Source organism: Chamaesiphon sp. VAR_48_metabat_135_sub, assembly GCF_031418915.1.
Classification (GTDB): Bacteria; Cyanobacteriota; Cyanobacteriia; order Cyanobacteriales; family Chamaesiphonaceae; genus Chamaesiphon.
In genome coordinates this window covers 1-18,706 of sequence record NZ_JANOJV010000115.1, presented here as the reverse complement: position 1 = coordinate 18,706, position 18,706 = coordinate 1, and the positions used below count along the sequence as shown (strand labels likewise).

19 protein-coding genes are annotated in these 18,706 nt (G+C 42.9%); 7 read left to right on the top strand and 12 right to left on the bottom strand.

What is annotated here, in order from left to right; all coding sequences use genetic code 11:
• Nucleotides 1-40: 40 nt before the first annotated feature.
• Nucleotides 41-1,060 carry a DnaJ C-terminal domain-containing protein gene (locus RMO55_RS08435; RefSeq protein WP_310425750.1) on the bottom strand — a complete coding sequence of 340 codons (1,020 nt, stop codon included), beginning with the start codon at nt 1,058-1,060 and terminating at the stop codon, nt 41-43.
• 187 nt (nt 1,061-1,247) lie between these two features.
• The gene (gene hemB, locus RMO55_RS08430) at nt 1,248-2,261 is read right to left on the bottom strand and encodes a porphobilinogen synthase (RefSeq protein WP_310425749.1); all 1,014 of its coding nucleotides are present in this window, start codon (nt 2,259-2,261) and stop codon (nt 1,248-1,250) included.
• Nucleotides 2,262-2,403: 142 nt separating this feature from the next.
• On the opposite strand from hemB, the gene RMO55_RS08425 reads away from it, so the two are divergent.
• From RMO55_RS08425 to RMO55_RS08415, 3 genes are all read left to right on the top strand, one after another.
• Nucleotides 2,404-2,868, top strand: a complete 465-nt coding sequence (locus RMO55_RS08425) for a periplasmic heavy metal sensor (RefSeq protein ID WP_310425747.1) — start codon at nt 2,404-2,406, stop codon at nt 2,866-2,868.
• Between the two features lie 123 nt (nt 2,869-2,991).
• Complete coding sequence (locus tag RMO55_RS08420; RefSeq protein ID WP_310425746.1) at nt 2,992-3,621, top strand: YqiA/YcfP family alpha/beta fold hydrolase; 630 nt, start codon at nt 2,992-2,994, stop codon at nt 3,619-3,621.
• Nucleotides 3,622-3,753: 132 nt separating this feature from the next.
• The gene (locus RMO55_RS08415; protein ID WP_310425745.1) at nt 3,754-4,368 is read left to right on the top strand and encodes a TetR/AcrR family transcriptional regulator; all 615 of its coding nucleotides are present in this window, start codon (nt 3,754-3,756) and stop codon (nt 4,366-4,368) included.
• Nucleotides 4,369-4,414: 46 nt separating this feature from the next.
• Here RMO55_RS08415 and RMO55_RS08410 read toward each other — a convergent pair whose 3' ends face one another.
• The gene (locus tag RMO55_RS08410; RefSeq protein WP_310425743.1) at nt 4,415-5,923 is read right to left on the bottom strand and encodes a DGQHR domain-containing protein; all 1,509 of its coding nucleotides are present in this window, start codon (nt 5,921-5,923) and stop codon (nt 4,415-4,417) included.
• A 169-nt stretch (nt 5,924-6,092) separates the two neighbouring features.
• Between RMO55_RS08410 and RMO55_RS08405 the strand changes: the two genes are divergently transcribed.
• A complete protein-coding gene (locus RMO55_RS08405; protein ID WP_310425742.1) occupies nt 6,093-6,362 on the top strand; it encodes an MbcA/ParS/Xre antitoxin family protein in 270 nt (89 codons plus the stop codon).
• A 138-nt stretch (nt 6,363-6,500) separates the two neighbouring features.
• Here the strand turns inward: RMO55_RS08405 and RMO55_RS08400 are convergent, their stop codons facing one another.
• Nucleotides 6,501-6,887, bottom strand: a complete 387-nt coding sequence (locus tag RMO55_RS08400; protein ID WP_310425740.1) for a type II toxin-antitoxin system PemK/MazF family toxin — start codon at nt 6,885-6,887, stop codon at nt 6,501-6,503.
• A complete protein-coding gene (locus tag RMO55_RS08395; RefSeq protein WP_310425738.1) occupies nt 6,865-7,116 on the bottom strand; it encodes a hypothetical protein in 252 nt (83 codons plus the stop codon). Before RMO55_RS08395 ends, RMO55_RS08400 begins: the two co-directional genes overlap by 23 nt.
• A 240-nt stretch (nt 7,117-7,356) precedes the next feature.
• Here RMO55_RS08395 and RMO55_RS08390 point away from each other — a divergent pair, with 240 nt between their 5' ends.
• Together RMO55_RS08390 and dndC are read left to right on the top strand one after the other, a co-directional pair.
• A complete protein-coding gene (locus tag RMO55_RS08390) occupies nt 7,357-8,184 on the top strand; it encodes an HNH endonuclease (RefSeq protein ID WP_310425736.1) in 828 nt (275 codons plus the stop codon).
• 160 nt (nt 8,185-8,344) lie between these two features.
• A complete protein-coding gene (gene dndC, locus RMO55_RS08385; protein WP_310425734.1) occupies nt 8,345-9,910 on the top strand; it encodes a DNA phosphorothioation system sulfurtransferase DndC in 1,566 nt (521 codons plus the stop codon).
• Between the two features lie 57 nt (nt 9,911-9,967).
• On the opposite strand, the gene RMO55_RS08380 is transcribed toward dndC, so the two are convergent.
• From RMO55_RS08380 to lepA, 5 genes are all read right to left on the bottom strand, one after another.
• The gene (locus RMO55_RS08380; RefSeq protein ID WP_310425733.1) at nt 9,968-10,813 is read right to left on the bottom strand and encodes an MBL fold metallo-hydrolase; all 846 of its coding nucleotides are present in this window, start codon (nt 10,811-10,813) and stop codon (nt 9,968-9,970) included.
• 194 nt (nt 10,814-11,007) lie between these two features.
• Nucleotides 11,008-12,342, bottom strand: a complete 1,335-nt coding sequence (locus RMO55_RS08375; RefSeq protein WP_310425732.1) for a TldD/PmbA family protein — start codon at nt 12,340-12,342, stop codon at nt 11,008-11,010.
• A gap of 669 nt (nt 12,343-13,011) precedes the next feature.
• A complete protein-coding gene (locus RMO55_RS08370; RefSeq protein ID WP_310425731.1) occupies nt 13,012-13,716 on the bottom strand; it encodes an HAD family phosphatase in 705 nt (234 codons plus the stop codon).
• Between the two features lie 105 nt (nt 13,717-13,821).
• Nucleotides 13,822-14,616 carry a methyltransferase domain-containing protein gene (locus tag RMO55_RS08365; protein ID WP_310425729.1) on the bottom strand — a complete coding sequence of 265 codons (795 nt, stop codon included), beginning with the start codon at nt 14,614-14,616 and terminating at the stop codon, nt 13,822-13,824.
• Nucleotides 14,617-14,718: 102 nt separating this feature from the next.
• Nucleotides 14,719-16,533 (bottom strand): translation elongation factor 4, encoded by a 1,815-nt coding sequence (gene lepA / locus RMO55_RS08360; RefSeq protein ID WP_310425727.1) that lies wholly within the window; start codon nt 16,531-16,533, stop codon nt 14,719-14,721.
• Nucleotides 16,534-16,723: 190 nt separating this feature from the next.
• On the opposite strand from lepA, the gene RMO55_RS08355 reads away from it, so the two are divergent.
• Nucleotides 16,724-16,945 carry a hypothetical protein gene (locus RMO55_RS08355; RefSeq protein ID WP_310425725.1) on the top strand — a complete coding sequence of 74 codons (222 nt, stop codon included), beginning with the start codon at nt 16,724-16,726 and terminating at the stop codon, nt 16,943-16,945.
• On the opposite strand, the gene RMO55_RS08350 is transcribed toward RMO55_RS08355, so the two are convergent.
• Both RMO55_RS08350 and ndhM read right to left on the bottom strand, forming a co-directional pair.
• Nucleotides 16,921-18,264 carry an AMP-binding protein gene (locus RMO55_RS08350; RefSeq protein WP_310425724.1) on the bottom strand — a complete coding sequence of 448 codons (1,344 nt, stop codon included), beginning with the start codon at nt 18,262-18,264 and terminating at the stop codon, nt 16,921-16,923. The genes RMO55_RS08355 and RMO55_RS08350 overlap by 25 nt on opposite strands.
• Before the next feature lie 292 nt (nt 18,265-18,556).
• A partial coding sequence (gene ndhM / locus RMO55_RS08345; protein WP_310425796.1) for an NAD(P)H-quinone oxidoreductase subunit M occupies nt 18,557-18,706 on the bottom strand: 150 nt, incomplete at its 5' end.

Sequence of the window (18,706 nt, the reverse complement as noted above, 5' to 3'; positions counted from 1 at the left end):
TAAGTTAATCCAGTCGGTACCTCTACCCTCAAATTAAGCACTAGAGAATGACTCGGTCGAAGTGATTGCGGGGATTAAAAGTACGATTGGCACGGATTTTTTCGTAGAGTTCGCGTTCCGTGGGACTGACACTTTTGGGGGTAGCGATAATAATTTTCGCTAATTGATCGCCGCGTTCGCCTCGGGGATTTGCCCAGCCTTTACCACGGAGACGCAGAGATTGACCCGATCGCACGCCAGCAGGCACGTTAACTGTCACCATGCCGTCAGGGGTGGGAATCTCAATTTGGGCACCTAGTACAGCCTCGTCAGGAGTGACAGGAACTTCGCAGATCAGTTGTTCGCCATCGAGCCGGAAGAAGGGATGTGCTTGCAATTCAACGGTGAGATATAAGTCTCCCCGTTGTTTGGTGTAGGTATTCGCATTTCCTTTGCCACGCACGCGAATCCGACTTCCGGCTTTGGCACCACCAGGAATCCGAACTTTGATCGTTTCAGTGCCGAGATTAAAGCTTTTTTGGACACCTTTAAAGGCTTCTGTCAGGGATAGACCGATCGTTGCCTCGCGATCGCCGCCGAGATTATTGGGACTATTCGTGTTAGCATTTGCATTGAAACCATCACCGCTACCATTTGAGCCGGTGGCTTTGGTACCAGTGGTTTTCGCACCAGCAGGATTGGGATTATTAAACCGCCCTAACAGTTCGTTGACAAAATCATCAAAGTTGTTGTATTGACCGAAATCAACCTCGTTCGTACCACCGGTCGGATAATTGCGAGGACTGGTATTATTAGTCGATCGAGTGTTATTTGTGGGTTGTTCGGACTGTTTCCAGTATTGTCCGAACCTGTCGTATTGACTGCGTTTATCGACATCCGAGAGCACTTCATTTGCTTCGGTAATTTCTTTGAATTTTGCTTCAGCAGTTTTATCCCCTGGATTGAGATCTGGATGATATTTACGCGCTAATCGCCGATAGGCTTTTTTGATATCATCGGCGTTGGCGTTCTTATTCACCCCCAAGAGAGCGTAATAATCCCGAAAATTTGTCGCTGCCATATTCTGAGTCAGTGGCTAGTAAATAGTGGTTAGAGCTAAATATTGGTCTATCGTTACTCTATTATGCCCTTGTTACTTGCAAAGTTTGATACATTTTTAGTCTGATCGTCCCATCCTGAGTTGGAGTTTAAACCAGCAGAATTCACTATCCACTATTCACTATTCAGGCTATGGCAAGCAAATTGGGCTACTTATGCAAAATCAAAGCGACATCCTTCGCGAAATAAGTGAGGATTAGATCTGCACCAGCACGTTTGATACTCAATAGAGTTTCCATGACGATTTTTTTCTCGTCAATCCAGCCGAGTTGTGCCGCAGCTTTGATCATAGCGTACTCACCACTGACATTGTAAGCAGCAACTGGAACATTGCAGTTTGCCTTCACTTGGTGAATGATATCGAGATATGCTAGAGCAGGTTTGACCATCACCATATCTGCACCTTCAGCAATATCGAGTTCGACTTCTGTTAGAGCTTCGCGGGCATTTGCTGGGTCCATTTGATAGGTTTTTTTATCGCCAAATTTGGGTGCAGAATCTAGCGCGTCGCGGAATGGCCCATAATAGGCAGATGCATATTTAGCTGAGTAAGCGAGAATTGCTACGTCAGTAAATCCTTGAGCATCTAAACCCTGACGAATTGCCCCAATCCGTCCGTCCATCATATCTGAAGGGGCAACCATATCGCAGCCCGCTGCGGCTTGGGAAACAGCCATTTTGACGAGGATTTCGACTGTTTCATCGTTGAGGATCACCCCATTTTCGTCAATTACGCCATCGTGTCCGTGGGTGGTAAAGGGATCGAGTGCGACATCGGTAATGACAATTGTCTCTGGCGTTTGGGCTTTGATCGCTCTCACTGCTTGTTGTGCTAGTCCTTCAGGATTGTAGCTTTCGGTACCATTATCATCTTTTTTTGATTCAGAAACGACCGGAAATAAAGCAACTGCTTTAATCCCGAGAGTATATAATTCGGCAATTTCTGCGAGGAGTAGATCGAGCGTATAGCGGTAACAACCTGGCATGGAGACGATTTCTACCCGCTGATTTTCACCTTCCATCACGAACATCGGATAAATCAGATCGTCAACAGTGAGTTTGGTTTCGCTCACTAGGCTGCGAATACTGGGGTTGCGGCGCAGGCGACGAGGGCGTTTGGTCAGTTGGAGTTGAGGAGCGGAGTCGGGATTTGATTGAGACATATTGATAAGTAGATCGCAGTAGCCATTGATTATAGATTCTTTAGGGGATTGAAATAGGGAAGGTTAAGGATTGTGAACTACTTCCTTTGAACTTTTTAGATCGATCCCAAGTCTAAAAATTATCACGCTCGATCGAACTATTATGTCTTGGTTTCGGATTCTGACACTCTTCTCGATCTTCATATCCTACTCGACCACAATTTCACCCGCACGAGCCGATTTATTCACTACCCAAAAAGATCGTTTGCCCAATGGTGAATTGAAAATTCCGGCAGGTGGTGTGGGCAATCTAGTTAAAGAACTCAACCTCTCACCAGATCAAATCCAACGGCTCCAACAACTGCGAACTAATTCTAAGGGTAAAACCAAGGACCGCCGCCAAGCTTTGCGGATAGCCAAACAGGAGCTTACTCAATTACTGCAGGGGAGTGCTAATTCCGACCAAATTCGGCAAAAACGCCAGCAGGTGCAATCTTTGCAGCGAGAAGTTGCTGACACCAATTTTGAAAATACTTTGGCGATTAGGGAGATTCTCTCTTCCGAGCAGCGAGTAAAATTACAACAATTGATGCAGCAACGCCGTCAAAATCGGCGGAATTTGGATTAGTGGCAGTGAAGAATTAGAGTGAGAGATGGGGGTAAGAATACTTTTATCGCCATCAACTTTCCACTGTTTTGAAAAGGTGCTCTACTTGGGGCGCACTGTTCGCTTGCTACTTTCCACTACTAAATGTATATTTACCTGCACGGTTTTGCCTCTGGACCTGGATCTACAAAAGCTAGATATATTCAGGAACAGTTTGCTTTAGTGGGGATTGAGTTACAAGTTCCCGATCTCAATCAGGGCAACTTTACTCATTTGACGGTGTCTCGACAAATTACTCAGGTTGTCGATTTATTTCCTCAAAATGGATCGCCAGTTGTTCTAATTGGTTCGAGCCTGGGGGGATGGATTTCAACAATTATTGCGCAAGCTTATCCTCAAGTGGAGAGATTAATACTACTAGCACCTGCTTTTGATTTTCTGAATCATTGGCTACCAAAAATTGGGGATCGAGCATTAATTTCGTGGGAACAGACAGGCTATCTAACAATCTACCATCATGCTATCAAAAATTTATCGCCCTTACATTACGATTTCCTTGCTGACGCTCGTAAATATCCTCTTTCTGAGATCGATCGCATCCTACCCACTCTAATTATTCATGGTACTAATGATGAGGTAATCCCCATTTCTGCTAGTCACGCTTTTGCTAAGGATCGTCCCTGGGTAGAGCTGTTAGAGTGGGATAGTGACCATCAGCTTACCAATGTTAGCGATCGAATCTGGCAAGAGATCTGTCGATTTTGCCGAGTGTAGTTATCAGCAATATAAATTTTTGTTAGCGAAGCCACTCCATTGAAGCGTCATCAGAAAGATCTAAATGGAGATTGACATATCTAGCTGCATCAGATTACGATGTTAGCTAGTCTTGAGATTAGTTAAATTGCAGTGTCAAAAGCAGAACAAACTAAACAAAAAATTATTCAAAAAGCTGCCGTTATATTTAATAAAAAGGGTTATGCAGGTGCTTCAATTAATGATATAATGAAGGCAACTGGGCTACAGAAGGGTGGTATATACAATCATTTCAAAAGTAAAGATGAGATTGCGGTAGCTGCTTTTGACTACACACTCGGCCTAATTGTCGATGCCGCAATCGCGAAAGTAGGTTCGGAAAACACCGCGATCGACAGACTACATGCTTTTGTGGATACGTTTAGAGGTTTTACATCACAGCCGATTGGCACTGGTGGGTGTCCAGTTTTAAACACTGCGGTAGAAAGTGATGACACTCATCCCCGATTGCGGCTACACGTACAGGGAGCCGTAAATAATATTCGCGCTTTGATTAGCAGTATCGTCGAGTTAGGCATTCGCCAGGGTGAAATAGCTACGAGTACAGAGCACGAACAAGTATCTACAGTTATTTTTGTGACGATCGAAGGTGCAATTATGATGAGTAAATTGTATGGTACCGATATTTATCTCGATCGAGCCATTACTCATCTCCATCAATATATCAATGATTTATCTCTTTCCCCGCCAGCTCTCAAACCCAATTAGTATTTTTGGGCGTAAATATAAATAGAGGGATTCGGAATAGTCCCGATTAGGTGAGGATGGATGGCAACCCAACTTCCTTTGGCGTGACTAATTTACCCTCGAAACTCATCGCATATTCCCCGATAGTTCTAGCTTCGGCTACTTGACTGCGCAGTTCAGCCCGATCGAAATCATTATCCACGCCACCGAGTAAATATACAATCAACTTAGCAGCTAAATCCTTTCCAGATACCAGAATCCGTTTCTTATTCGGGTCGTACAAAATCCCATACCAAAGCGATTGGGGTGTATTAATATTACTAAACCCACCATCAGCATCATAACGATCGAGTTTACGGAAAACCTCGGTTTCAGCCATTTGTTTTTTAAAAACCGCCATTCCCACCCCCTGCGCAAAGGCAACTTGTCCGACGGGGCGAAATAAGATATGTCCTTCACCACCACCAGGTTCAAAGCTAAATCGACGTAATTGGGGGGTATCTTCCCCCTTCAACCGTCCGTAACTGGTAAATTGGGACATTCGATCGAACAACGCACTAAAAGCCGCTACACCCGATTCTAGTTCGGTTGTCTCTGGACGTAGGGGCACTAAACCTTTTTGGGCTTTGGGTTTCCAATTTGGGAATTGATACTGAAGATATTTAGCCGCCATATCTTGCAATGCTTGCAAAGTAGTCAACACCGTTGTCTTCGTCGCCACCGTCGCACTATCCCAATTTACTCGCGGTTTGCGTCCGTGAGTATCTTTTAATAACGGATGATTGACGGCAATATTTCGCGCGACGATCGCAAAGCCATCATTTTCATCCAATTGAGCTAGTTGTCCTTTACTCAAGGCAACCGCCATTAAATTCACATGCACAAAGATCGATCGAATCCTCCTTCGTGCCGCTAATTGTGTCTCCCCTTCCACCACCGCTGAAATAAATTCAATCCCGATCGTTTCCTGCGGTAAACTCTCTAAATAATCATCCGATGTACCCACTTCAGCACGAGTAATTTTACTCCCCACCGGATGTCGATCCTTATTGTATCGAGCTAATTCACCCGTGCGTAATAAATCCATCAATCCCTGCACACCCATTAACCGATGTTGTCCATCGAGGGCATAAATCCGCACGGATTCACCAACGTCTAATAAACCCACATTATCATTACCCTCGATGGCTGTAAAGATCGCCGCCGACTCATTTGCTTTCCCACCTCTACCCCATTCCGGCGCATGAATATTGTCAATCCAAGCTCGATCGATTGTAACTAATACGGGTGGGAATTTATGGGTAGTTCGCCCTGCTAAATATTGAACTAAAGCCGCCTGTCTCGTCCAATCCAGTGGACGCTGTTGAATGATTTCAATGGTGTCACTATCGATCGCAATATTCTGTTCTTGGGGCTGATATTGCTCCGATAGTAAACTCATCTCTGAGGCATATTTTACTCGATCTGCCAACCATTGCAGCGTAACTGTGCCAATATATGACTCACTTCCACCCATCTGGGTACGTTGAACGAGAATCTGATTTGGCTGGATGCTAGGAATGTTGCTGGCTGGCATTTGTCAACGGATGAGTGATGTTACCGCAACTAGACTAGCAGCTTTTGCCCTAGATTAGCAAGGTTTTTAAAAACTTAATTGATGATTATTGCAATCGGCTAACTATTTAGGGTTATAATTAATTAACACAAAGAGTAAATACAACTACTCGATCTGTCGAGCGCGATCTATGACTGAAGCTACTCTCACCGCAGATATTAGTATCATCAAATCTCAACTAGAAACAGAGATTGTCAAATATCAATCAGAAATTTATTTACGTCAAGCCAAAATTCATGCTCTAGATGTCTTTGAAAATAGCGATACTGTTCAAAATTGGCTAGAAGAAAAGAACTCATCGTTAAATGGGGCTACTCCTGCTGAGTTATTAAACAGCCTCGCTGGATTAGAGCGGGTAATCGATCTGGTGAATGCAATTAGACACGGTGTATACATGTGAGCAAAATTATCTGGCGAATTTGATTACGTCCGCAATGCGGACGCAATTTCATGATGGGTTTCGAATGATGAATTAAGCTTAATTGTGTCAGCAGTGCTGACACAATTTCAGAATTAGGATCTGAGCGTAAACTCATCGCTAGTGCTTATAGTCCAAAAGTATTGCGTAGACTCTTGCAGAGATTATCGATTTCGTTGGCGGAGCCTCTCCCGTGAGAATCGAACCAATCACGCGGGAAATAGCCGATAGTGTCACAGTTGCCAGATTATCAGTCATAATCACTGAATCCGATATTAACCCTGACTGTTGACCTTCTGGCGTACCTATCAATATAGTTAAACGGCTCGGATGTTGACTTCGAGACATCTGACTAGTAATCATTGCCACAACGATTTGAGGCAAACCTATTTGTAAATTATCTGCTTGAACTACCACTGCTGGTCTGGTTTTAGCAGTAGTCAGATCGGAATTTGGGAACAGAACTAAAACAACATCTCCTTGTTTATAACTGGGATTTGATTGCATCGTAATTATCGTAAATACTCATTTCTGGACTATTCCAATCTTCCGCAAATGTCGCGAGGCTATTTCGCAAAGCTTCTGCTTGAGATTTATCGATCCCATGAGTAGCAAGATCGACATCATTAGAATCCACAAAAGTCACAATCACCTTCGATTCCTCAGCCACCTTGATAGGCAGATTCTTTCGCTCAATCTGTCCATCTAGATAAACACCTTCTACAGTAGTCAACACCTTCCTTACCTCTACACTCAAGGCTGATACTATGATACATCGAATATGAATAAGATTCCAGTGGCGGCGGTGAGTCCAGTTTAATTACGTCCGCAGTGGGGACGTAATTAACAGTTTTTAAAAACTTAACAGATTGATGCTTTGCTTGTATACTGATAAGTAGATCGATCTTAGTAGGCTTAGATAAATAAGAGTAAAACAACCGCAGAGGCGCAGAGATAGCAGAGAAGATGTCATATCATGAGTGAATTAATAGAAAAACCGCAGCCGCAAGATTTGGCTTATTACTGCAAATGCTTTGCTAACCTCAATGTTAACAACAATAAAAGTCGTGGTAAATCTCCACACAAGCCAATCTTATTGTTATCAGTGCTAGAACTTATAGCTCAAGGATCGATTGGCAATAATCGCATTTTAGTGTCCGATGAATTAATTGAGATATTTAATAGATACTGGAATAGTTTTGTAGAATTTGATTCTGGTCATCAAAGTGGTATACATTACCCATTTACCCATCTACGTCGTGATGGGTTTTGGCATCTTAAAGCTGAGATGCTACCTGATGGTTTAAGAATCAAAACTACTAATAAGTTAAGAGAGCTGGTAGATTATGCTTATTTAGATGATGAATTGTTCGTTCTAGTTCAAGATCCATTGACTAGACAAGTATTAATAGATGTTTTAGTTGCGACTTGGTTGGCAGATAGTCAAACAGAATTGAGTGATTTATTCGACATCAATCAAAAATTTGAGCGAATAGAACAATTGGAATTAGACAACCTCGATGCTGATGTTAAAGTTATCTGGCGTAAATCTGTTGTCAGGAATTCTCTGTTTCGGAAATTAGTCGTCTATGCTTATAATTATAGATGTGCTTTCTGTCAATTAAGAATTACCAGGAACCCGACACAGAATATTGTTGATGGTGCCCATATTAAACCTTTCGCTGAGTTTGGAGATAGCAAGATTGATAATGGATTATATCTGTGCAAGAATCATCATTGGGCATTCGATCTAGGTTGGTTTAGTATCGATGATAATTATAAGATATTAGTTGCACAAGATTGAGATGATGATTCACCACATACTAGGTCGATGAAAGATTTCCATCATGAGTCTATCTCACTACCGAGTAAAGAACAGTACTTTCCAAGATTAGAAGCACTTGAATGGCATCGAAAAAATAAATTTAAAGCTTAATAAATTCCAGAATACAATAATTAGCATCATGAGTAGTCTTCCAGTCGCAGCACCTTTATCAAGAAATTTAGCCCAGTTAGTAGAACATATTGAAGAGCTGACTAGAGAGATCCAAGCTTTGTATCTGAGTGATAGTGTTCCGTGGATATTAGGCATTTCTTGGGGCAAAGATTCATCGACAATCTTACAGTTAATTTGGACAGCGATCGAAGCTTTACCCGTCGAGCAGCGACACAAAAAAGTTTATGTGATGACCACAGATACATTGGTCGAAAATCCGATTGTATCAGTTTGGGTCGATCGATCTATGAAACAATTAAAAGCTGCGGCTGAAGCAAAGTTAATGCCATTTGAGCCTCATTTACTTCATCCTCCAGCCAAAGATTCATTTTGGTCTTGCTTGATAGGTAAAGGTTATCCAGCTCCACGGCATGGATTTAGGTGGTGTACGGAACGGATGAAAATTAAGCCTGTCAATCAATTTGTTCGTAATATTTTGAGAGTTTATGGTGAAACAATTGTTGTTTTAGGCGTGCGAAAAAGTGAAAGTAACGTTCGTGCCGCAGTTCTGAAAAAAAATGAACTAGGCAGAGTCAGAGATAGATTGAGTCCCAATCCTAATTTAGCTAATTCTCTCATATATAGCCCGATCGAGGATTGGCGCACTGATGAGGTGTGGATGTATCTGATGCAATTTCCCAATCCTTGGGGTGGTAATAATCAGGATTTATTTACTCTATATCGCGGGGCAACGGCTGATAATGAATGCCCGTTGGTAGTAGATACATCTACGCCTAGTTGTGGCGATTCTCGCTTTGGTTGTTGGGTGTGTACGTTGGTGAGTAAAGACAAGTCGATGGAGGCAATGATTCAAAATGATGAAGATAAAGAATGGTTGCAACCATTGTTAGATATTCGGAATGAATTGGATATTTATGACGATCGAGATAAGCGAGATTTTCGCCGGATATATGGTAAGGTTGAGCTGTTTGAACGTAAGTCTAAAGAGAATAAAGACACAACTGAAGTGGTGCCAATTCCTGGACCATATACTAAATTTTGGCGCGAACATTGGTTACGACGAGTATTAGAGGCGCAGATGCAAATTCGTCAAACAGCACCGCTAGACATGCAGGATATCACGCTAATTACGGAGGAGGAGTTAGGCGAAATCAGGCGAATTTGGTTGGAGGAGAAACACGAATTTGATGATAGTTTACCGCGCATTTATGAGGAAGTCATGGGCAAACCTTTTAAAGATACTCGCATTCAGGAAAAGAAACTATTAGGTGGTGATGAATGGTCAATTTTAGAAGAGATCTGTAGTGAGGATGCCATGCACCTAGAATTAATGGCAAAATTACTCGATACCGAACGCCAACATGCGACGAAATCGCGGCGGGGGGTGTTTGAAAACCTAGAGAAGTGTTTTGATAGTAGCTCTCGCTCAAAGGAGGAGGCGATTGCTATCGCGCATGAGAAGCGAGATTTGAAGGAGGCGGTAAGTCAGGGTGATGTGGGCAAGGTGAAGCAGTTAACTTGGGCACAGATGAAGTTTCAGATTGACGCGGGAACCGATGTCGTTGAAAGTTGAAAGCTAAAAGATTGAGGTAGGGGTAATTTATGAATTACCCCTACCTCAATCTTTTAGCTAAAGCTGGATTTTCATACCTTCCCGTGCTACGATTGCCGCAGGAAAAACTCGTGCTGATTCAATCTCGATCGCCTCCATGTTCTCATCATTATGACTGGGATCGTGGTGAAAAATTACCAACTTTTTCACATCGGCTGCTTGAGCAATCTTGACAGCTTCTTGCCAAGTCGAATGTCCCCAACCAACTTTGCTAGTTTTGGGATGATAATACTCTTCATTGGTATAAGTACAATCATAAATTAATACATCCGCTCGATCGGCTAATTCCAAAACATTGGGGTCGAGTTTGTCGCTAAAATGTTCGGTATCGGTAATATAAGCAACTGCATAATCTTCCCAGCTCACTCGATAGCCCATCGCCCCACCAGGATGATTTAATAATCCGGTAGAAATAGTCACATCACCCAAATTAACTTTGGCACCATATTCGAGCGTATGAAACCGCAGATTGGCACCCATCACCTGTAATGGTACTGGAAAATTGGGTTGTTCCATCTGATCGTGGAGGCGATGTTCGATCGTTACACCATGCGGAATTACTCCTCCATAGATATCAAATTCATTACCCTCCATAAATGCAGGGGAAAAAAACGGAAACCCCTGAATATGATCCCAATGGGAATGAGAGAAAAATATATGCCCGCTAACAGGGAGATGATGTAATAAAGATTGCCCTAATACATAAATCCCCGTTCCTGCATCAAAAATCAGCCGATAACCACCGACTAACATCTCCACACAAGGCGTATTGCCACCATACCGCACGGTGGCGGCTCCAGGACAAGCAATACTCCCCCGCACACCCCAGAAATTAATTGTGAATCGATCTTCCAGTTTGGACATGGATGGAATTAGTTGAAAGTGGAAAGTTGACACTTTGGCTCATTGCGACTACGCTCAGTGCAAGAAGTTGAAAGTGATGTCATATTTGTATTGAGCGAAGTTAGATCGAAATTATCGCGCTATGACTTCAGTTATTATGCCCAATCGAATCGGTAATTAAGACAGGATCTAAATGTTTGAAGAATTAATTTCGATTATAGAGTATAGGTAAAATCTGCGATTAATAGCCCTGGAACCCAACTCCCACCAAGTTGGCGACTGCCATAGGTATCGACATCGGGAATAAATTCTAAGGTATTTGTCAAGGCTATGAGATTATCGCCCCAACAACGGTAGAGACTTTCGTCAAAGCGTAAATTGGCAATCGGTGCCACAATCTCGCCGTCTTCAACCCAGAAACAGGCGTAGCGAGTCATTCCGGTAACTCTACCAGTCGGTCGATCGCTCCAATTGAGATAATGGAGATTGGATAAGTATAATCCCGTATCTAAAGTTGCTAAGATTCGATCGGGTGTTAGCTCTCCAGTACTAATTTCCGCCGAACGGAGCGATTCGCCGCGATTTGCACCATTGGGTGGCTTTTGATACTCTTTCGCCGTGCGCGAGTTTACGAGGGTATTTGCCAACCGACCCCGATCGATTAAGGTGAGGTTAGCTGGGGCAATTTCGCCTAATTCATTAAATCTTGGGACTAAACCTCGTTGAAAATTTTCGGAGATCGTCAATCGCTCGGACAGCAATTGCTCACCGCGCTGTAATGCTCCAAAACAGCTTCTCCCCTGCTGTAACGCTGCCTCGCTAATTCCGCCCCAGGATAACATACCCAATAAGTCTGCAGTCGCTGCTGGAGCCAAATAGGTGCGATACTTACCCCGCTCGATTGTTTTCAAAGGTTGTGCCAACCGCACCAGTTGAGTTTTCGACTCGAAAATTTTTGCCTGATAAGCCAAATTATCCCAATGACTGCCAGCTAGAGTACCTTTGACGGCTTGTCCGGTACTGGTAAATAGGGAGTAATCTAGAGTATAAGACTCAGCGGCAAACCAGTGTTTTTGGCCGCTACTATCGGCATAACCCCGCATCACCATTCCAGCGGCATATAAGCCTGTAAAATCCAAGTTATTAACTACAGGTAATAAGCTACTTACCACCTCCGCATCTGGCAATAATTCTCCTGTGTGGACCTCATGGCTGGTAGCATTTCCTGTTGGTATGACCAAATAAGGATCGATAGGTAACTGGGGAACTTCTAACCGTAGCGATTCTAGCGCAAATTGTGCTTGTGGTAGATCGATTTCGGAGTCGCCAGTAAATGGAAACTCCATCGAACTACTACGTTGTCTGGAAATCAGTTTCAGTTGGAGACTACCATCTTTAACGATCCCAGTTTGGCGGACTTTCGCATGATTGAAGCGTGTAAACTGACTGACTTCACCCTGTAATCGCAACGTAAATTGTTCGTCCGCATGGAGATTTTGGGTTAATCCTGCCAAAACTCGATCGAAACTAGCTTCTAATTGGTCTATCACAAAATTAGTGGGGGAGTTGGGATTTGGGAGTTAGATCCGAATTATATAACCCAAGTTGCTAGTTCTAGGTTTTTAGTTGGATGGGTGTTAGGTTTTAGCTGTTAGGTTTTAGATTTTATCCCATCGCTAATACCCAATACCCAACACCTAATACCCAAATCTTTAACCTTGGTTATAACTAGCAACTTGCGTTATGTAGTTAAATATCAGTCGTAAGTTCTAAGCGATGTCCTATTTGGAATGCTCGCAGTGAGCATAGTCAAAATTTTATCAGAATCGCCGATTAATTATATCTCCAAAAAATAAGAAATAAATTCGATCGATTATATAAACATTATTTACAATTGCCGATCGCTAAGGATTTAGGTGGTAGATTAGGAGACAAGAGGCGAATAGCCTCAATCGACAGACAGCTACAGTTTAGTTTAGATCTTAATCTAAGAGGAAAAAAATCTGTTCCCCATTACTTCTGTGTTTCTGTCTCATCTCAACCGCAATGGCAACACCGACCACCAACCCAAATATCTCCAATTCTGCTAAATAAGGGAGCCATCCACTACAAGGCTAGTGCAACTCCACATTTTGTTAATTAAAGCATGGAGATCGCTTAGAGGTTAATGTCGAGGTGTTGCTTTTGCCATGCATAAACACTAAACTATTCGACAGTATTTACACTCTAGATTCAAAGAATTTGTTCACCCGATCGAACTCCAGATCTGCAAAACAATCGATCGTCCAATTGGCGCGACGTTGCAACATATGGAAGGGATAAGTATTAGCGATCGCCACTGCTTGAATCCCTGCCGATTTAACAGCTTGCAGTCCAGCGAATGTATCCTCGATCGCGATACATTCAGACGATAACAAACCTAGATCGGGATCTAATTTATTCAACCTTTCGACTGCTAATAAATAACCTTCTGGATCTGGTTTGCTCTGCTTAATTTCATCACCACAAACAATCGTCTCAAAATAGCGATCGATCCCAGCCTGCTCTAATACTAGTTCGACTTCCGATCGAATCGCTCCAGTCACCACCGCCAATTTATAGCCACTTTCAGACATTTGCTTGATAAATTCGATAACTTCAGGATAGATTGGTAAAGTATCTAACTGCCCCAATCTTTGACGATATGCGATCGCTTTCTTAGAGATTAGTTTGTCTAGATACTCATCAGTCACAAACCGCCCTCGCAATTTTAGCAGCTCGTAGAGACAAGCTTTGTCGCTCCTGCCTACTGATACTTGCCAAAATTCCTTACCTTGTGGCGGTAAATTTTCAGATAATAATAATTCATCGATTAACTCACGATGGATTAATTCATCCTTAATAATTACGCCATTAAAATCAAATAAAACTGCTTTTAAAACCACACTTAATTAATTGATAATTGATAATTGCGGATGCACGTTCGTCGGGTTCCCCGACGGTTGAGCGCACCAAGCAGATAATTGATAATTAAATTATCAATTTAAAGTCTAAAACTTAATTCCCCTAGTGACTTGATTCAGCCAAAATACATCTTTTGTTTGCACTTCGTCAAACCCAGCTTTGCCCAGCCACGCATCAAGATTACCTGAGGCGTAAGCTTGAATATAAGGCTCCTCAAAGATATTATTTAGCATATCCAGACTGCGAAGTGTCCGTTGATTGCCATCAAGGATGAGAATTTCGCCACCAGGTGCTAATAATCGATAACTTTCGGTGAGGATAGCTTGAGTTATTGCTGGTGGAGTCTCATGAAATAGCAGCGAAGCTGTAATTAGATTGAAGCTTCCTGCTTCAAATTGAGTTAGTTCTGCAGTACTATGTCGCCATTCAATCTCTAAGCCTGTTTGTTTCGATCGATCTTCTGCGACTGCTAACATATACGGAGATAAGTCTAAACCCATCACAACGGCACTGGGGAAGGCTTTTTTAAGTAGAAGTGTCGTCGAGCCAGTTCCACAGCCTAAATCGAGAATTTTGCGAGGTTGAAAGTAAATTTCATCGATTAGACTCTGACGCACCCACGGCTCATATGGCGGTAGCACGTATTGAGTAATCGGATCGTAAGAAATCGCGGCTGTTTGCGTTAGATAACCACCTTCAATTCCATGAAAGTTTTGACTTTGATAGTATTCTGGATAGCTAAATTCTGTGGCTTGATATCGATCGATTGTCTCATGCCAATTGATGCGATCGCGTAATTCACTCATTTGCTTTTTGTCCAGCAAACCTTGAATTAACGGCGAGAGAAATTGCTCCCACAATGTGTCTTGTCTAATCGCCATAATCACATCGAGTAAATTTTAATCTATTAGTATAATTACATCCAGCTTGTCTGGTGGGGATTGCCCACCTTCGATCGCTTTCAGCTTTCAACTAAACTAAGTCTAACTGTCTTTATTTAGCTTGAGAACAGCCATAAATGCTTCCTGTGGTACATCTACCGTACCGACAGATTTCATCCGTTTTTTACCTTTGGCTTGCTTTTGGAGCAATTTCTTCTTCCGCGAAATGTCACCACCATAACATTTAGCGAGGACATCTTTGCGGAGTGCGGGGATATTTTCACTGGCGATAATCTTACTACCGATCGCCGCTTGAATTGGTACTTTAAACTGGTGACGGGGAATTAATTCTTTTAATTTTTCAGTCATGGCGCGACCGACATTGTAAGCCTTATCGCGGTGAACGATCATCGCTAGGGCATCGACAGGATCGCCATTGATCATGAGATCTAATTTGACGAGATGATTTTCACGGTAGCCGATCATTTGATATTCCATACTCGCATAACCACGGGTATTTGACTTCATGCGATCGAAGAAATCAGTCACAACTTCAGCTAAAGGCATCTCATAAATTACGGTGGTGCGTCCTTTTGTCAAGTATTTCATATCCTTGAATTCACCACGTCTGTTTTGACAGAGTTCCATCAATGTCCCGACATATTCCTCAGGCGTAATCATCTCCAATTTGACGTAAGGTTCCTCAATCTTTTGACGATGATTGGGATCGGGAAGTGTACTCGGATTATCGATATAAGTTTCCACACCGTGATTATCAGTTACTCGATAAACTACCGAAGGCGCAGTGGTAATTAAGTCTAAATTATATTCCCGCTCCAACCGCTCTTGGACGATCTCCATGTGGAGTAAACCCAAGAATCCACAGCGGAAACCAAACCCCATCGCGCTCGATGTTTCTGGCTCATAATTTAATGCTGCATCATTGAGCCGCAATTTATCGAGTGCATCCCGCAACTCTGGATATTGATCCGCATCCGTTGGAAACAACCCGCAAAATACCATCGGTTTAGCTTCCGCGTAACCAGGGAGAGCAATAGTCGCCTGATTGTTTACGAGAGTAATCGTATCTCCTACCCGTGCATCACCAACAGCCTTAATCGACGCAGCGAAATAACCGACTTCTCCAGCGTGCAGCTCGTCTACTTGAACTTGCATCGGGCAAAGAATACCGAGTTCGTCGATAACATATTCCTTCCCACTCGCCATCAACCGGACTTTATCTCCTCTTTTAACGCTTCCATCCATCACACGGAAGTAGACAATCACGCCGCGATAACTGTCGTAATAACTGTCAAAAATCAAAGCGCGGAGCGGCTCATTAATCGTATCTCTTGGTGGTGGTACTAACAACACCACGGATTCTAAAATCTCCTGAATCCCAATCCCCTGCTTCGCCGAAGTTAAAATCGCCCCACTGCAATCGATGCCAATAATTTCCTCAATCTCCGCGCGGATTCGCTCCGGTTCCGCTCCAGGTAAATCGATTTTATTCAGTACGGGAATAATCTCTAAATTACTCTCCAACGCCAGATACACATTCGCCAACGTCTGTGCTTCCACCCCTTGGGAAGCATCCACTACCAACAACGCGCCTTCGCAGGCTAAAAGGCTCCTAGACACCTCATAAGAAAAGTCTACATGCCCAGGCGTATCGATCAGATTTAAGACGTATTCCTGACCATCTAGGGCTGTATAATTCATTCGCGCCGCCTGGAGCTTGATCGTAATTCCCCGCTCTCGCTCCAAATCCATGTTGTCGAGAAACTGCTCCTTCATTTCTCGGTTGCTGACTGTACCCGTATCCTGCAACAATCGATCGGCAAGTGTAGATTTACCATGATCGATGTGAGCGATGATCGAAAAGTTGCGAATTCGCGAGACAGGAACATTGGTCATAATAAAGTCTGAGGATTTTGGGGCTGTGGGGTGAGGGTAAAGATACTGTATGATTTCTCAGTTTAACGCAAGGCTTCCGCAAACAGTGAGTCTCTGCAAAAGTCACTGTCAGACTCTTTGGCGTAGCCTGTGGCGAAAGAAAATCGCAAATTTTGGTAAAGTGGGTGAAACTGACACCCGATCATTTTAGATGATTCATCACAATAATTTTTCGCATTGGCTCTCAACCGGAATTATCTGTTTATTAGTCGGTGGTACTTTTGCCGCTAAGACTGTGTTCTTAGTCGATAACGACATGGAAAGCCAAACTGAGTTCAGCGGCAAGAATTGGCAACTAGATCGTAAAAATGCTCAAAAATATACTGATAAAATCGAGCGGCTTGCTTTTCAGTATATCGATCGATTGAGATGAGCACATAACATTTTTTCGATTTCACCAGCTAATACTTTACCTAGAGAATTGCGAGGGAGTTGAGGAACAGGAACCCAATGCTTGGGAATTTTATAATTGCTAATTTCACCTCCAATCGCCTGAGCTAATATCTCCCCTGAAACAGCCGCATTTTTCCCCACATATACTGCTGTAACAACTTGCCCCCAATAACTATCGGGTAAACCCAGTACCCAGACATCTAAAACTAGCCCAGTTGCCATAATTGCATTGACAACCTCGATCGGAAAGACATTTTCACCACCTGTAATAATCTTGCCACTATTTCGACCGAAAATAGTTAAATAGCCATCCAAATCGAATGCACCTAGGTCATCAGGATCGAAATAATTTGCTAAATTAAAATTTGGAAAATAACCAATCATTAATGAGTTTGCTTTAATCCGAATCGACTTGGCTTGTAGATCTAGCCGCCGCTGTGTGAAATCCTCACCAGACGACATTAATTCAATATTGACATGAGGTAAAACTCTGCCACAACTATTATGACCAGCTAAAAATTCAGCGGGTTTGAGGCTAGTAATTTGCGATGCAGTTTCAGTCATTCCATAGGTTAAAGCTAATGGAAGTCGAGCATTTCTCGCTCTAGTCAACAATTTAATCATGGGCGGTGCCCCACCGAGTAAAATTGTCTGAAATTGTGCTAGCCATTGTGAATCTAAATCCAATAGCTTGGCTAATTGCGTAGGAACAAGCGAGATAAAATAAGGTTCGATATAGACCTTTTCGATAAATATATTGGGATCGTGATAAAGCTGATGAAAATCGATAATGAACAACTTACCATCAGTCAACAACGATCGCAATAATTGCATCAAACCACTCACATGATAGAGCGGTAACGTACAGACGGCATTAATTGCACTTACCCCATAAAATTCCTGGAATCCCCACACAGACGCGCTGAGAGTTTGCCAAGTATGCATGGCAAATTTTACTCCCCCAGAAGATCCTCCCGTGGGAATCATTATCAGATCTCGATGCTGCCGTCGATTTACCTGCGCGGTTAATCTGGAGAATTGCGCCAACTCAGCGGAACCCCATTGAGGATTACCTAAAAAAATTGGTATCCCCAATCGCCATCCCGCCATCAAATCTGCGATAAATTCTGCGACAAAGCCTCTTTGCACATCTGGCACGATCGAGATAAAACTAGGTTGAGACTGGATCAACTCAGCAACTTTTCGATCGGCTCGATCGATTACTGCTCGACCATCGACACCAACTATCCACCCAGTTTCCAACCGTCGGCTAAATATAGCATAAATCCACTCACTCATCGCAGTTCCACGATCGCCAGATATACTTTACACGGGCATTGCTTGCGCTGTTCAGATAGAGGGTAAAGGATCGGCAAGAGTGTCGTGAAGCTCACAGATTTGTGGCCGTGCAAAGTATAATTCCAGTTGCTATTCCCATTCCCTCACCTGATCCTGTCGCACATCTAGCGTTTCAAAAAAACTACCCCCGACTACGTACTTACACGATTGTAGAAGAGGGAATAGGAGATATAAAGTTGAGTAAACGAGATATAGAGGTGTCGAAAAAGCAATAGCACAGTAGATAACTGAATTAACCAGCAGTTTTACTGACTACTTGGGGTAAACCCATGCTGTAATTTAACACTCTACTGTCGAGATTATAACCGATCTCACCGTTTTGGAGTAGCGATCGCACAAAATGTTCGAGATCCGATCCGATTCGGCGCAGATTATACTCAGT